General features: G+C 68.7%; 11 protein-coding genes and 2 rRNA genes. 5 read left to right on the plus strand and 8 right to left on the minus strand.

Annotation, left to right across the window (positions count from 1 at the left end):
* Nucleotides 1-209: 209 nt before the first annotated feature.
* From HNR19_RS08385 to HNR19_RS22665, 3 genes are all read left to right on the plus strand, one after another.
* Nucleotides 210-3,328 (plus strand): 23S ribosomal RNA (locus HNR19_RS08385).
* A gap of 136 nt (nucleotides 3,329-3,464) precedes the next feature.
* Nucleotides 3,465-3,581: ribosomal RNA gene (rrf, locus tag HNR19_RS08390) — 5S ribosomal RNA — on the plus strand.
* A gap of 101 nt (nucleotides 3,582-3,682) precedes the next feature.
* Nucleotides 3,683-4,621: a tetratricopeptide repeat protein gene (locus HNR19_RS22665; protein WP_179667489.1), complete on the plus strand. Its 939-nt coding sequence runs from the start codon at nucleotides 3,683-3,685 to the stop codon at nucleotides 4,619-4,621.
* A 33-nt stretch (nucleotides 4,622-4,654) separates the two neighbouring features.
* On the opposite strand, the gene HNR19_RS08400 is transcribed toward HNR19_RS22665, so the two are convergent.
* Complete coding sequence (locus HNR19_RS08400) at nucleotides 4,655-5,194, minus strand: hypothetical protein (protein WP_179667490.1); 540 nt, start codon at nucleotides 5,192-5,194, stop codon at nucleotides 4,655-4,657.
* 85 nt (nucleotides 5,195-5,279) lie between these two features.
* Between HNR19_RS08400 and HNR19_RS08405 the strand changes: the two genes are divergently transcribed.
* Complete coding sequence (locus tag HNR19_RS08405) at nucleotides 5,280-6,203, plus strand: alpha/beta fold hydrolase (RefSeq protein WP_179667491.1); 924 nt, start codon at nucleotides 5,280-5,282, stop codon at nucleotides 6,201-6,203.
* 130 nt (nucleotides 6,204-6,333) lie between these two features.
* Entirely contained in the window at nucleotides 6,334-6,837 is a 504-nt protein-coding gene (locus tag HNR19_RS08410; RefSeq protein ID WP_179667492.1) for a DUF3145 family protein, read from the plus strand.
* Between the two features lie 68 nt (nucleotides 6,838-6,905).
* On the opposite strand, the gene HNR19_RS08415 is transcribed toward HNR19_RS08410, so the two are convergent.
* The 7 genes from HNR19_RS08415 to HNR19_RS08445 form a co-directional block, all read right to left on the minus strand.
* Nucleotides 6,906-7,355, minus strand: a complete 450-nt coding sequence (locus HNR19_RS08415) for a hypothetical protein (RefSeq protein ID WP_179667493.1) — start codon at nucleotides 7,353-7,355, stop codon at nucleotides 6,906-6,908.
* Nucleotides 7,356-7,417: 62 nt separating this feature from the next.
* Nucleotides 7,418-8,878, minus strand: a complete 1,461-nt coding sequence (locus HNR19_RS08420) for a carboxyl transferase domain-containing protein (RefSeq protein WP_179667494.1) — start codon at nucleotides 8,876-8,878, stop codon at nucleotides 7,418-7,420.
* Nucleotides 8,878-10,137, minus strand: coding sequence for a beta-ketoacyl-[acyl-carrier-protein] synthase family protein (locus HNR19_RS08425; protein WP_179667495.1), 1,260 nt, complete (start codon nucleotides 10,135-10,137; stop codon nucleotides 8,878-8,880). The genes HNR19_RS08420 and HNR19_RS08425 overlap by 1 nt, the downstream gene beginning before the upstream one ends.
* A 7-nt stretch (nucleotides 10,138-10,144) precedes the next feature.
* A complete protein-coding gene (locus HNR19_RS08430; RefSeq protein ID WP_179667496.1) occupies nucleotides 10,145-10,393 on the minus strand; it encodes an acyl carrier protein in 249 nt (82 codons plus the stop codon).
* A 46-nt stretch (nucleotides 10,394-10,439) separates the two neighbouring features.
* Complete coding sequence (locus HNR19_RS08435) at nucleotides 10,440-11,384, minus strand: beta-ketoacyl-ACP synthase III (RefSeq protein WP_179667497.1); 945 nt, start codon at nucleotides 11,382-11,384, stop codon at nucleotides 10,440-10,442.
* Nucleotides 11,381-12,577 carry an acyltransferase domain-containing protein gene (locus HNR19_RS08440; protein WP_179667498.1) on the minus strand — a complete coding sequence of 399 codons (1,197 nt, stop codon included), beginning with the start codon at nucleotides 12,575-12,577 and terminating at the stop codon, nucleotides 11,381-11,383. The genes HNR19_RS08435 and HNR19_RS08440 overlap by 4 nt, the downstream gene beginning before the upstream one ends.
* Before the next feature lie 80 nt (nucleotides 12,578-12,657).
* A complete protein-coding gene (locus tag HNR19_RS08445) occupies nucleotides 12,658-13,833 on the minus strand; it encodes a PucR family transcriptional regulator (RefSeq protein WP_343047108.1) in 1,176 nt (391 codons plus the stop codon).
* Nucleotides 13,834-13,849 lie beyond the last annotated feature (16 nt).

Raw genomic sequence — 13,849 nt, forward strand, 5'->3', positions numbered from 1 at the left:
TGGATAGTGGACGCGAGCAGACCACGCTTCGTTTGCCCCTTTGCGGGGGTTGATCGGGTCGTGGTTTGTAGTGTGATAGTTCGCAATGATTGTAGAAGTTTTGTGTCTTGATATACAGCTCATGTTGATGAGCTCGCAAGATGGCATCTGATGCGCCTGCCTTTCTTTGTTGGGGTGGGTGTGTTTGTTTGTTGTGTTGTGGGTTTGTTTGGCAAGTTGGTAAGGGCACATGGTGGATGCCTTGGCATCGAGAGCCGATGAAGGACGTTCCAGCCTGCGATATTCCCTGGGGAGTTGGCAAGGAAGCGTTGATCCGGGGGTTTCCGAATGGGGTAACCCAGCACGAGTCATGTCGTGTTACCTGCACCTGAATGAAATAGGGTGTTGGGAGGGAACGTGGGGAAGTGAAACATCTCAGTACCCACAGGAAGAGAAAACAATAGTGATTCCGAGAGTAGTGGCGAGCGAAATCGGATGAGGCCAAACTTGTCTCGTGTGATACCCGGCAGGGGTTGCGAGGTGAGGGTTGTGGGATTTACCTGGAGCATTCTGCCGGATGCTCGCTAGTGTGCGTGTTGAAGTCGAAGTCCGTTGGGAAGCGGTGCCGTAGCGGGTGATAGCCCCGTAGGTGTAAGACACGTGTGTTGGTGGGGTTTTTTCCCAAGTAACATGCCACTCCTGGAATGGTGTGTGAATCTGGCGGGACCACCCGTTAAGCCTAAATACTTCTCGATGACCGATAGCGGACCAGTACCGTGAGGGAAAGGTGAAAAGTACCCCTGGCGGGGAGTGAAATAGTACCTGAAACCATGTGCCTACAATCCGTCAGAGCCCGGCTGCCACTTGTGGTGTTGGGGTGATGGCGTGCCTTTTGAAGAATGAGCCTGCGAGTTAGCGGTGTGTGGCGAGGTTAACCCGTGTGGGGTAGCCGTAGCGAAAGCGAGTCCTAATAGGGCGGTTGAGTCGCACGCTCTAGACCCGAAGCGGAGTGATCTATCCATGGGCAGGTTGAAGCGCCGGTAAGACGGCGTGGAGGACCGAACCCACTTCAGTTGAAAATGGAGGGGATGACCTGTGGATAGGGGTGAAAGGCCAATCAAACTCCGTGATAGCTGGTTCTCCCCGAAATGCATTTAGGTGCAGCGTTGCGTGTTGCTTGCCGGAGGTAGAGCACTGGATAGCCGATGGGCCCTACCAGGTTACTGACGTTAGCCAAACTCCGAATGCCGGTAAGTGTAAGCGTGGCAGTGAGACTGCGGGCGATAAGGTTCGTAGTCGAGAGGGAAACAGCCCAGACCATCGGCTAAGGCCCCTAAGGGGCGGCTAAGTGGAAAAGGATGTGGAGTCGCAGTGACAACCAGGAGGTTGGCTTGGAAGCAGCCACCCTTGAAAGAGTGCGTAATAGCTCACTGGTCAAGTGATTCCGCGCCGACAATGTAGCGGGGCTCAAGCCGTCCGCCGAAGCCATGGCAACCATGCAGATACCCGTAAGGGGTGTGGTTGGGTAGGGGAGCGTCGTCTTCCGGGTGAAGCCGCGGAGTGATCCAGCGGTGGATGGGAGACGAGTGAGAATGCAGGCATGAGTAGCGAATCACGGGTGAGAAACCCGTGCGCCGAATGATCAAGGGTTCCAGGGTCAAGCTAATCTGCCCTGGGTAAGTCGGGACCTAAGGCGAGGCCGACAGGCGTAGTCGATGGACAACCAGTTGATATTCTGGTACCGGCGCCATGCCGTCCCTGACGAGCCCGGTGATGCTAACCACCCGAAGCACCACGTATCGATCCCTTCGGGGTGAGAGCGTGGTGTGGAGCGTGGGATCCGATCCGGTAGTAGTCAAGCGATGGGGTGACACAGGAAGGTAGCCCAACCACCGCGATGGTTGACGGTGGGTAAGCCCGTAGGGCGAGTGGTAGGCAAATCCGCCACTCTGACTTGAATGTCGGGCCTGAGAGGTGATGCCGACCCCGTAGGGGGGAAGTGGGTGATCCTATGCTGTCGAGAAAAACCTCTAGCGAGGAATGGTGCCGCCCGTACCCCAAACCGACTCAGGTGATCAGGTAGAGAATACCAAGGCGATCGAGACAACCATGGTTAAGGAACTCGGCAAAATGCCCCCGTAACTTCGGGAGAAGGGGGACCCGGATCGTGACCCCACTTGCTGGGTGAGCGTGAAGGGTCGCAGAGACCAGGCCCAAGCGACTGTTTACTAAAAACACAGGTCCGTGCGAAGTTGTAAGACGATGTATACGGACTGACTCCTGCCCGGTGCTGGAAGGTTAAGAGGACCTGTTAGAGCTCACGCTCGAAGCGGAGAATTTAAGCCCCAGTAAACGGCGGTGGTAACTATAACCATCCTAAGGTAGCGAAATTCCTTGTCGGGTAAGTTCCGACCTGCACGAATGGAGTAACGACTTGGGCGCTGTCTCAACCATGGACTCGGCGAAATTGCACTACGAGTAAAGATGCTCGTTACGCGCGGCAGGACGGAAAGACCCCGGGACCTTTACTATAGTTTGGCATTGGTGTTTGGTTCGGCTTGTGTAGGATAGGTGGGAGACTGTGAACACCGGACGCCAGTTCGGTGGGAGTCATCGTTGAAATACCACTCTGGTCGTACTAGATGTCTAACCTAGGGCCATGATCTGGTTCAGGGACAGTGCCTGATGGGTAGTTTAACTGGGGCGGTTGCCTCCCAAAATGTAACGGAGGCGCTCAAAGGTTCCCTCAGCCTGGTTGGCAATCAGGTTTCGAGTGTAAGTGCACAAGGGAGCTTGACTGTGAGACAGACATGTCGAGCAGGGACGAAAGTCGGAACTAGTGATCCGGCACCACCATGTGGAAGGGGTGTCGCTCAACGGATAAAAGGTACCCCGGGGATAACAGGCTGATCTTCCCCAAGAGTCCATATCGACGGGATGGTTTGGCACCTCGATGTCGGCTCGTCGCATCCTGGGGCTGGAGTAGGTCCCAAGGGTTGGGCTGTTCGCCCATTAAAGCGGCACGCGAGCTGGGTTTAGAACGTCGTGAGACAGTTCGGTCCCTATCCGCCGCGCGCGTAGGAAACTTGAGAAAGGCTGTCCCTAGTACGAGAGGACCGGGATGGACGAACCTCTGGTGTGCCAGTTGTACCGCCAGGTGCAGGGCTGGTTAGCTACGTTCGGAAGTGATAACCGCTGAACGCATCTAAGCGGGAAGCACGTTTCAAGATGAGGTTTCCCCACCCCTTTGAGGGTGTAAGGCCCCCAACAGACTATTGGGTTGATAGGCCGGAGGTGTACAGCAGCAATGCCCAGCCGACCGGTACTAATAGGCCGAACACTTGCCACACAAACCCCCAACACAACACACAAACACCACAGTGTTGCGGGCAATCACACAACACACACGCCGTGTACATCGCGTCCACAATCCAACCACCCCCCCAGGTACACACACCGGGGCACACACGGGTGGTTCATAGAGTTACGGCGGCCATAGCGACAGGGAAACACCCGGTCCCATACCGAACCCGGAAGTTAAGCCTGCCAGCGCCGATGGTACTGCAACCGAGAGGTCGTGGGAGAGTAGGACGCCGCCGGACTTCGTTATAGAGAGAGCGCACAGCGCTCCTCCGGTAGAGGCCACCTTCGGGTGGCCTCTACTGTATTTCGCAGTACCCGACCCAAGAGAAGAGAGATCGTCGTGGCAGAGCAGCGCCGTGGCAAGCCCAACGAGCGAGGCGGCAAGCCCGCCCGGGGCCGCGCGCCCCAGGGCGACGGCAGGTCCACAGGACGGCCCGAGCGTGGCAAGTCGTCGCGCGACGGCAGGCCCGAGCGCGGTGGCAAGCCCGGCCAGCGGGACGGGAAGCCCGGTCAGCGCGGGGGCAAGCCGGCGCAGCGCCGCGCTCCGGGCCGCGATGCCCGCGAGCGGGGCGAGAAGGGTCCCCGCACCAAGGAGCAGGAGCTCTACGACGGTCCGCCTCTGCCCGACGACGTCACGGGCAGCGAGCTCGCGCCCGACGTGCGCTCCCAGCTGCGCGGTCTTCCCGAGAAGCTCGGCATGCGCGTCGCGCGGCACCTCGCCGCTGCCGGCCGGCTCATCGACGACGAGCCCGAGGTCGCCTACCAGCACACGCTGGCCGCGCGGGCCCGTGCGCCGCGCCTCGCGGTCGTGCGCGAGGCCGCCGGCGAGGCGGCCTACGCGGCGGGTCACTACGCCGAGGCGCTCTCCGAGCTGCGTGCTGCCAAGCGGATCAACGGCGCGACGGCGTACCTGCCGATCATGGCCGACTGTCACCGCGCCCTGGGCAACGCCAAGCGGGCGATCGAGCTGGCCAAGAGCCCCTCGGTGGCGCGCTTCCCGGCTGCGGCCAAGGCCGAGATGACGATCGTCGAGGCCGGCGCGCGTCGCGACCTCGGTCAGTTCGAGGCGGCTCTGCGGACTCTCGAGCTGGCTCCGCTGAACAGCAAGAGCCGCGAGTCATGGGTGGTGCGCCTCCGCTACGCCTACGCCGACACCCTCGAGCAGTCCGGCCGCACCAAGGACGCGCTCACGTGGTTCCACCGCACGAACGCGATCGATGCCGACGAGATCACGGACGCGGCCGAGCGTGCCGCCGCTCTGGAGAGGTCCGCGGACTAGGACCGGACCCGGAGCGGACCGGGACCGGGCCGATCAGCGCTCGACGAACGTGATGTCGGCGCCGCTGATCCCGGCGGGCTCGCTGCCGAAGCGGATGTCCTGCCGGAAGGAGATCTCGATCCGGTCGAGGTGGACCTCGGCGGCGCTGTCGGACTCGAGCTCGACGACGATCGAGTCGCCGGCGCCGAGGTCCTCGCCCTCCGGGTCGACCAGCTCGCTGCAGAAGCCCTCGGTCCTCGGGGTCACGCCGTTGAGCGAGCCCCGGCAGAGCAGGGGAGTGACCGTGACGCCTTCCGGGACGTCGCCGGTGACGTCCACGCCCGAGACATGGAGCGTGCGGTCGAAGTCGTCGGACGCATGGAACATCTCGACGTACAGCGGAGAACCGGCCACGCCGGAGCCGCTCTCGGTCCGGTCGCTCGTGGGGAGCGCACCGGGGGAGAGCAGGTACCACACCAGCCAGCCGACGACGATCACGGCGGCGATGACGCCGCCGACGATCCACCGGGTGCGGGACGACCGCCCCGGGGGACGCGGCAGAGCCGGTGGGACCAGGGCCGCGTCGTTGCTCATGGCGGCAGACTAGGACACATCACCGCGGGCCACGGGGCTGGACACGAGATCCGGCGAGGCGACTCGCCGTGGGACACTCCTCGCCATGGTGTTTCCCGTCCCGCGCCGCGAGGCCCGCAACGACTCGCCGCGTCGCCCGACCCTCGAGGGCAGCGTCGCCGTGCGCGACGGGCGACGCCTCAGCTTCGCGGAGTACGGCTCTCCACGGGGACCGGCCCTGGTGTGGATGCACGGCACACCCGGCGCGCGGCGCCAGATCCCGATCGACGCGCGCACGTACGCCGAGGAGCACGGCCTGCGCATCATCGGCGTCGACCGACCCGGCATCGGCTCCTCGACGCCGTACCAGTACCCGAGCGTCCTGGACTGGACCAACGACCTGGCCCTGCTCGCCGACGCTCTCGCGCTCGACACGTTCCGCGTGATCGGCCTCTCCGGTGGCGGGCCCTACGCCCTCGCCGCCGGGGCCGCGCTGCCCGACCGGGTCGTCGGGGTCGGCGTGCTGGGCGGCGTGGCGCCGACCCGCGGGCCGGACGCCGTCGAGGGCGGCCCCATCCAGCTCGCCGTCCGGTTCGCACCGTTGCTCACGCACGCCCGCCGGCCGCTGGGCGCGGCGATCACGACGGCCATCAGGACCGTGAAGCCGCTCGCCGGCCCGGCCCTCGACCTCTACGCCGCGGTCCAGCCGCCGGGCGACAAGAACCTGCTGTCGCGCCCGGAGTTCAAGGCGATGTTCCTCGACGACCTGCTCAACGGAAGTCGCTTCCAGACGTCCGCTCCGCTCGCGGACCTGGTGCTGTTCACGCGCGACTGGGGCTTCGACCTCGCCGACGTCAAGGCGCCGGTGCGCTGGTGGCACGGCGACGACGACCACATCGTGCCGTTCCGGCACGGCGCCCACGTCGTCGCGCGGCTGCCCGACGCGACGATGACCGTGATCGACGGGGAGAGCCACCTCGGCGGCCTCGGAATCGCGCGTAAGGTGCTGGAGGAACTGACACTGGCGTGAAAGCGCCTCATGGGTCACAATAGGAGCACAACTACACAAGTGTCACTCGCTCGTCGAGGTCGACCGTCCGTGGAGCCCGCTGGGGAAGGCGTAGCTCACGCCGGAGATAGGAAGACCGAGGAGAGTCGTCGTGACCACTGCAACAACGCGGGGCGTGTTCTACGTCCACTCCGCACCGTCTGCGCTGTGCCCTCACGTCGAGTGGGCCGTGGGCGGTGTCCTTGGTGTCCCCGTCAACCCGAGCTGGACGCCACAGGGGGCCCAGTCCGGCACCTACCGCTGCGAGTTCTCGTGGTCGGGCAAGGCGGGCTCGGCAGCCGCCATGGCCTCGGCCCTGCGCGGCTGGAACCACCTCCGTTTCGAGGTGACCGAGGAGCCGACCTCCTCGACCGAGGGTGCCCGGTTCTCCTACACGCCCGACCTGGGCGTCTTCCACGCCGTCACCGGCCTGCACGGCGACATCATGATCCCCGAGGACCGGCTCAAGGCCGCGGTCGTCCGGGCCGCGCTCGGCGAGACCACGCTCGACCTCGAGATCGACAAGCTCCTCGGCAAGCCCTGGGACGACGAGCTCGAGACGTTCCGCCACGCCGGCGAGGGCGCTCCCGTGCGCTGGCTGCACCAGGTCGTCTGAGCGCCGGGAGCGAGGAACGAGCGGGTCGGCGCGAAGCGGCGATCCGGGCAGGTCGTCCGAAGGTTCCGTCAGGGCCGCATCATCCGGAAGTACGACGGCTTCACCCATCCCGAGTGGGGGTCGTCGTCCTCGTCGAACCAGGTCACGCGCATCGACAGCTTGTGGCGGCCGAACCACGTCGAGCTCTTGCACACCTCGATCCGCCGGGTCGCCCGCTTCGGGTCCGGGTCGGGCTTGTCGTTGTTGTAGAACCTGTGGCCGAGGGTGACGCCGTCCGGGCGCTTGAGGAAGATCTCGGCCGTCCAGAACTCGCCTGCCGGCGGACGGACGCGGTACCGGAACCGGTAGAGGTTGCAGCCCTTGCGCAGCACCTGGTCGGGCGCCCGGGCCCGTCCCCAGTCCTTGTAGGAGACCGATTCCGTCGCCGGTGTGACCTCGTCGGCGCGTGACGCGGTCGAGGCGCCCACCAGCGTGCTCGTGGCGAGCGTCAGGCCCAGGACGAAAGTGATGACCCTCACAGTGCGTCCAACGTAGTCAGACGGCCGCCGGTTACGCAGCGGCCGTCTGAACTACGGACAGGTCAGAGCGGGATGTTGCCGTGAAGGCCGCGGTGTACGCCCTCGGCCTGCACGGCGTCGGCGAGCGCACCCGCCAGCGCGGACCGGGTGCGACCGGGCTCGACGACCTCGTCGACCACGCCGATCTCGACGGCCCGTTCGACCCCGCCGGCGATCCGCTCGTGCTCGGCGGCCAGCTCGGCCTCGACTCGCGGCCGCAGGTCCGGGGGCACGTCGGCGAGGCGCCTCCGGTGGAGGATCCGCACCGCCGCGACGGCGCCCATGACCGCGACCTCGGCGCCGGGCCACGCGAACACGCGGGTGGCGCCCAGCGAGCGGGCGTTCATCGCGATGTAGGCGCCGCCGTACGTCTTGCGCGTCACCAGGGTCACCCGCGGGACGACGCACTCGCTGAACGCGTGCAGCAGCTTCGCACCGCGCCGGACGACGCCGTCCCACTCCTGGCCGACGCCGGGGAGGTAGCCCGGGACGTCGACGACCACGACGAGCGGCACCCCGAACGCGTCGCACATCCGCACGAAGCGGGCGGCCTTCTCCGCCGACTGGGAGTCGAGGCAGCCGCCGAGCCGGAGCGGGTTGTTGGCGACGACGCCGACCGTGCGGCCGCCGAGGCGTCCGAGCGCGGTGACGATGTTGGGGGCCCACCGGGCGTGCAGCTCCACGGACGTGTCGGCGTCGAGCAGGTCGTCGATCAGCGGGTGCACGTCGTAGGCCCGCTTCACGGACTCGGGCAGGTGCTGGGACAGGTCGCGATCCTCGACCTCGTCGACCGCCAGGCTGCCCTGGCTGCCGAGCAAGCCGGCGACGTCGCGGGCCCGGTCGAGCGCGCCCTGCTCGGTGTCGGTGACCAGGTGCACCACGCCGGAGCGCCGGCCGTGCGGCTCCGGACCGCCGAGACGCAGCATGTCGACCGCCTCGCCGGTGACCGACCGCACCACCTCGGGGCCGGTCACGAAGATCCGGCCCTCGGGGCCGAGGATCACGACGTCGGTGAGCGCGGGCCCGTACGCCGCGCCGCCGGCTGCCGGGCCGAGCACCACGGAGATCTGCGGGATCTTGCCGGAGGCCTGGGTCATCACGTGGAAGATCCGGCCCACCGCGTGTAGGGAGAGCACGCCCTCGGCGAGACGGGCGCCGCCGGAGTGCCAGAGGCCGATGATCGGCACCCGGTCGGTGAGCGCGCGGTGGTAGGCGTCGACGACGACCCGGCAGCCCTCGTCGCCCATGGCGCCGCCCATGACGGTCGCGTCGGAGCAGAACGCCACGACGGGCGTGCCGCCCACGGTGCCGACGGCGGCGATCATGCCGGACTGGGAGTCCGCGCCGCCGGGGGAGATCAGCTCGAGGCTGCCGGGGTCGAGGAGGGCGGTCAGCCGCGTGAGCGGGTAGCGGGGGTCCTCCTCGCGCGGCGGCTTGGCCGGCTTGGCGGCGGCCGCCGGGGACTCCGTGGTGGGTGCGGTCATCAGGACACTCCGAACGCGACCGCGACGTTGGCCCCGCCGAAGCCGAACGAGTTGTTCAGCGCGGCGATCTGGCCGAGCGGGAGGTCGCGGACCTTGGTCGCGATGTCCAGCTCGACGGCCGGGTCCTGGTCGTCGAGGTTGATCGTGGGCGGGGAGACACGGTGGTGCAGCGCCAGCACGGTGGCGACCGCCTCCAGCGCGCCGGCGCCGCCGAGCAGATGGCCGGTCATCGACTTCGTGCTGGTGACGACGACCTCGGAGGCGTGGGCGCCCAGGGTCGCGTGCAGCATCAGGCCCTCGGCGACGTCGCCCTGCGGCGTGGAGGTCGCGTGCGCGTTGACGTGGGCGATGTCGGCCGACGACAGCTCGCCCTCCTCGATCGCCCGCTGGATCGCGCGGGTGCCGCCGCGGCCCTCGGGATCGGGCTGTGCGATGTCGTGGGAGTCGGCGGTGATGCCCGCGCCGAGCACCTCGGCGTAGATCCGGGCGCCGCGGGCGCGCGCGTGCTCCTCGGACTCGAGCACGAGGGCGCCCGCACCCTCGCCGAGCACGAAGCCGTCGCGCCCGGTGTCCCACGGCCGGGAGACCGTCGTCGGGTCGCCCTCGTTCTTCGAGAGCGCCATCATGTTGGAGAACGCGGCCATCGGCAGCGGGTGGATCGCCGCCTCGGTGCCGCCGGCGACGACGACGTCAGCGCGGCCCAGACGGATCTGGTCGGCGGCGAGGGCGATCGCCTCGTTGCCCGAGGCGCAGGCCGAGACCGGGGTGTTGACCGCGGCCCGGGCGCCGATCTCGAGCGAGATGGTGGCGGCCGGCGCGTTGGCCATCAGCATCGGGACCGCCAGCGGGGAGACCCGGCGCGGGCCCTTCTCGAGCATGGCGTCGTAGTTGGTCAGGAGGGTCTGGACCCCACCGATACCCGACGCCATGGCGACGCCGACGCGCTCGCCGTCGAGGTCGCCAGCCTGCTGGGGCACGTCGAGGCCGGAGTCGCGCCAGGCCTCGGTCGCGGCCACCAGGGCCAGCTGGGACGAGCGGTCCAGGCGGCGTGCCCGGACCCGCTCGATCACCTCGGTCGGGTCGACCGCCGCCGTACCAGCGATCCGCACCGGCAGGTCGGCGAAGCGGGGGTCCTCGAGGCGGCGTACGCCAGAGTTCCCGGCGAGCATCGCCTCCCAGGTCGTGGACGCGTCACCACCGAGCGGGTTGGTGGTGCCGAGGCCCGTGACGACGACGCGGATGCGCTGGTTCTTGGTCATCGTGACCTCAGGCCGCCGCGCGGGCGCGCTCGATGTAGGCCACCGCGTCGCCGACCGTCTTGAGGTTCTTGACCTCCTCGTCCGGGATCTTCACGCCGAACTGCTCCTCGGCCTCGACGACGACCTCGACCATCGACAGCGAGTCGACGTCCAGGTCGTCGGTGAACGACTTGTCCAGCTGGACGTCGTCGGCGCTGATGCCGGCGACCTCGTTGACGATGTCCGCAAGCGCGGCGCGGATCTCTTCGGTGCTCATCTGTTCTCCTTCGTGGTGGTTGGGTGAAGCTGGGCAGGGAGGGCCGTCAGGGGAGGGTGACGACCTGCGCGGCGTACGAGAGGCCGGCGCCGAACGCCACGAGCAGCGCGCGGTCACCGGGGCGGGCGTCGCCGTCGGCGATCATCCGGTCCAGCGCCAGCGGGATCGACGCGGCGGAGGTGTTGCCGGCGTCGACGATGTCACGGGCGATGCGGACCGTGTCGGGCAGGCTCATCGCCCGCGCCATCGCGTCGGTGATGCGGTTGTTGGCCTGGTGCGGCACGAAGAGGTCGAGCTCGTCGAGTCCGACGCCGGCGCGGTCGAGCGCCTGGAGGGCGACCTTGGCCATCGAGTACGACGCCCAGCGGAACACCTCGCGACCCTGCATGGTGAGCGTCGGCTCGCCGGGTCCGATCGAGCGGATCAGGTCGTACTGCTCGCCGTCGGAGCCCCACACGACGGGACCGATGCCGGCGGACTCCGTCGGTCCGACGACGACCGCACCCGCACCGTCGGCGAAGATGAACGCGGTGCCGCGGTCGTGCGGGTCGGTGATGTCGCTGAGTTTCTCGACGCCGATGACCACGACGTGGCGGGCGCTGCCCCCGCGCACCAGGTCGGCAGCGACGGCGACGCCGTGGCAGAAGCCGGCGCACGCGGCGGAGACGTCGAACGCCGCCGCCTGGTCGGTGCCGAGCTCGAAGGCGATCCGCGCGGCGGCGCTCGGCGTGGCCAGCGGGTGGCTCACGGTCGCGACGATCACGCAATCGACCTGCTGGGGGTCGAGTCCGGCGCGCTCCACCGCGGTGCGCGCGGCAGCGGTGCCCATGGACACGACGGACTCGTCGGGCCCTGCGATGCGGCGCTCGCGGATGCCCGAGCGCTGCTGGATCCACTCGTCGGTGGAGTCGATCGCGTCGACGATCTCGGAGTTGGGGACGATCCGCGCCGGCCGGTAGGAGCCGACCCCGAGGAGACCGGGCTCGCTCATGCGGCGCCGTCCGGGTAGACGCGCAGCAGTGGCTGGCCCGGCGCGACAGGGTCGCCGTCCTCGACCAGCCACTCGACGACGTGGCCGCCGTGGGCTGCGGTGACGGTGATCCGGTCGCGCAGGCTGGCGACGTCGCCGATCGTCACGCCCGCGGGCAGCAGGCCGGTGTCGGCGACGGCGGCGTCGCGGTGGAAGACGCCCTTGGCCGGCGAGACGACCATGCGCCACGTGGGGGAGGAGTCGATCGGTGACTCCTCGCCGTGCCGGTCACAGAACGCGCGGGCGTCGTCGAGCTGGTCGGGGGTGCTGAGCGCGAAGGTCTCGACGGCGTGGCCGGCCGAGCGGAAGTAGCGCTTCGCGATGCCGGTGAGCGTGCCGGCCGGCGGGACCTCGAGAATGCCGGTGACGCCGAGGTCGACCATCGCCTCCAGGCAGAGGTCCCAGCGCACCGGACGCGCGATCTGGCCCACGATCCGGCGCAGCACGTCCTTGCCGTCGTGCACGACCTGGCCGTCGCGGTTCGAGAGGACCGGTGTGCGGGGGTCGTGGACGGAGACGGCCCGGGCCAGGGACGCCACGTGCTCGACCGCGGGCTCCATGTGGGAGGTGTGGAACGCGCCGGCGACCGAGAGCGGGCGGAGCCGGGCGCCTTCCGGCGGGCCGTCGGCGAGCGCGTCGAGCTGCTCGCGCGTGCCGGCGGCCACCACCTGGCCCGGGCCGTTGTCGTTGGCGGCGGTGAGGCCGTGCCGCTCGAGCGTGGCGAGCACCTCGGCGCGGTCGCCGCCCAGCACCGCGGTCATCCCGGTGGGAGTGGCGGCCGCGGCCTCGGCCATCGCGCGGCCGCGCTCGCGCACGAGCACCATCGCCTGCTCTGCGGTGATCACCCGCGCGCCCGCGGCGGCGGTGATCTCACCGACGCTGTGCCCCGTCACGGCGCCGATGCGCGCGAACGCGTCGGCGGGGTGGGGGAAGAGCTCGAGCGCCGTGACCAGCCCGGCGGCCACGAGCAGCGGCTGGGCGATCCGGGTGTCGCGGATCTCCTCCTCGCCGGCGGCCGTGCCGTAGTGGGCGAGGTCGAGCCCGGCAACGGTCGAGAGCCAGTGGAGCCGCGACTCGAAGATCGGCTCGGCGAGCCAGGGCGCGAGGAAGCCGGGAGTCTGGGCTCCCTGGCCGGGGGCGACGATAACGAGCACGGGATCCAGCCTGCCGCGCCGGTGGCACGCATCGCGCGTGCGGGTGGAACGAAACTCGCGGCGCGAGGTTTGTGAGGTTCCTACAAACGCGTCTCTTCCTGCCGGCCGAGGGCGAGGGCGATCTGGAGCGTGAGCGCGTCGCGAGGCTGGCCGGGCGTCAGGCCGGTGAGGTCGGCCACCTGTCCGAGCCGGTAGCGAACGGTGTTGGCGTGCACGAAGAGGGCCCGCGAGGTGGCCTCGATGCCGCCGCCGTTCGCGAAGTACGCCGTCAGCGTCTCGACGAGGGTGCCGCGGGCGTCGGCGAGCGGGCGATAGATCTGCCCGACCATGTGCTCGAGCGCCGTGGGGTCGCCGGCGAGCACGCGCTCGGGCAGGAGATCACCGCTGCAGACCGGTCGTGGCGCGTCGGGCCAGCCGGCCGCCGCGCGCAGGCCGGCCTGGGCCGAGGCGGCCGAGACGTGGGCGTGGCCGAGGTCGGGCACGACGGGTCCGATGACCACCGGCCCGCCGTCGAAGAACTCCACGACCCGTTTGCCGGCCTTCTCGGCGTCGCTGATGCCGCCGAGGATCACGACCAGCAGGTGACCCTGGACGGCACACAGCGCGTCCATCCCGACGTCGCGCGCGGCGCGGCGTACGGCGTCGAACACGCCCGCCTCGCTCTGGCCCTCGGGTGCCGCGCCCAGGATCACGGCGACGTCGCCGCGGGCGCTCCAGCCCACCGCGCTCGCCCGGGAGAGGACGGCCTCGTCGGTCTCGTCGCGCAGGACCGAGTCGACCACCAGGGCCTCGAGCCGCGCGTCCCAGGCGCCACGCATCTCGGCGGCCCGCGCGTAGACCTCCGCGGTGGCGAACGCGAGCTCCCGGCCGTAACGGAGCACGGCCGCGTGCACGTCGGCGGCGTCCTCCGGCGGAAGCACGTCGTCGAGGCTGTGCTCGACGACGTCGATGGAGAGCCGGACCAGGTCGACGGTCTGCTCCAGGGAGATCACCCCCGCCATCGCCCTCGGCGCGGCGCCGAACACCGCGCTCGCGAGCTGGGACGCCGGCGGCGTGCTGCCGCTGTCGGCGTACCAGTCGACGAAGCTCTTCACGCCGGCCTGGACGATCAGCCCGACGTACGAGCGCGCCTCGGCGCTCAGCGCGGCGAACCAGGGCAGCTCGGCGTCCATCCGCGTGGTCGCCGCGGTGCTCAACCGGCCCGATGCCCGGCGCAGCTGGGTGGTGGCCCGGCGGCGCGGATCCTTCGTCGACACCCCACAAGTCTAGGGG

This window comes from Nocardioides thalensis, assembly GCF_013410655.1.
Lineage (GTDB): Bacteria > Actinomycetota > Actinomycetes > Propionibacteriales > Nocardioidaceae > Nocardioides > Nocardioides thalensis.

What these genes read in the sequence shown, in the direction of transcription:
- HNR19_RS08400 (WP_179667490.1), bottom strand. Translation starts at nt 5,194, where the DNA reads ATGAGCAACGACGCGGCCCTGGTCCCACCGGCTCTGCCGCGTCCCCCG.
- HNR19_RS08405 (WP_179667491.1), top strand. Translation starts at nt 5,280, where the DNA reads ATGGTGTTTCCCGTCCCGCGCCGCGAGGCCCGCAACGACTCGCCGCGT.
- HNR19_RS08420 (WP_179667494.1), bottom strand. Translation starts at nt 8,878, where the DNA reads ATGACCGCACCCACCACGGAGTCCCCGGCGGCCGCCGCCAAGCCGGCC.
- HNR19_RS08425 (WP_179667495.1), bottom strand. Translation starts at nt 10,137, where the DNA reads ATGACCAAGAACCAGCGCATCCGCGTCGTCGTCACGGGCCTCGGCACC.
- HNR19_RS08430 (WP_179667496.1), bottom strand. Translation starts at nt 10,393, where the DNA reads ATGAGCACCGAAGAGATCCGCGCCGCGCTTGCGGACATCGTCAACGAG.
- HNR19_RS08435 (WP_179667497.1), bottom strand. Translation starts at nt 11,384, where the DNA reads ATGAGCGAGCCCGGTCTCCTCGGGGTCGGCTCCTACCGGCCGGCGCGG.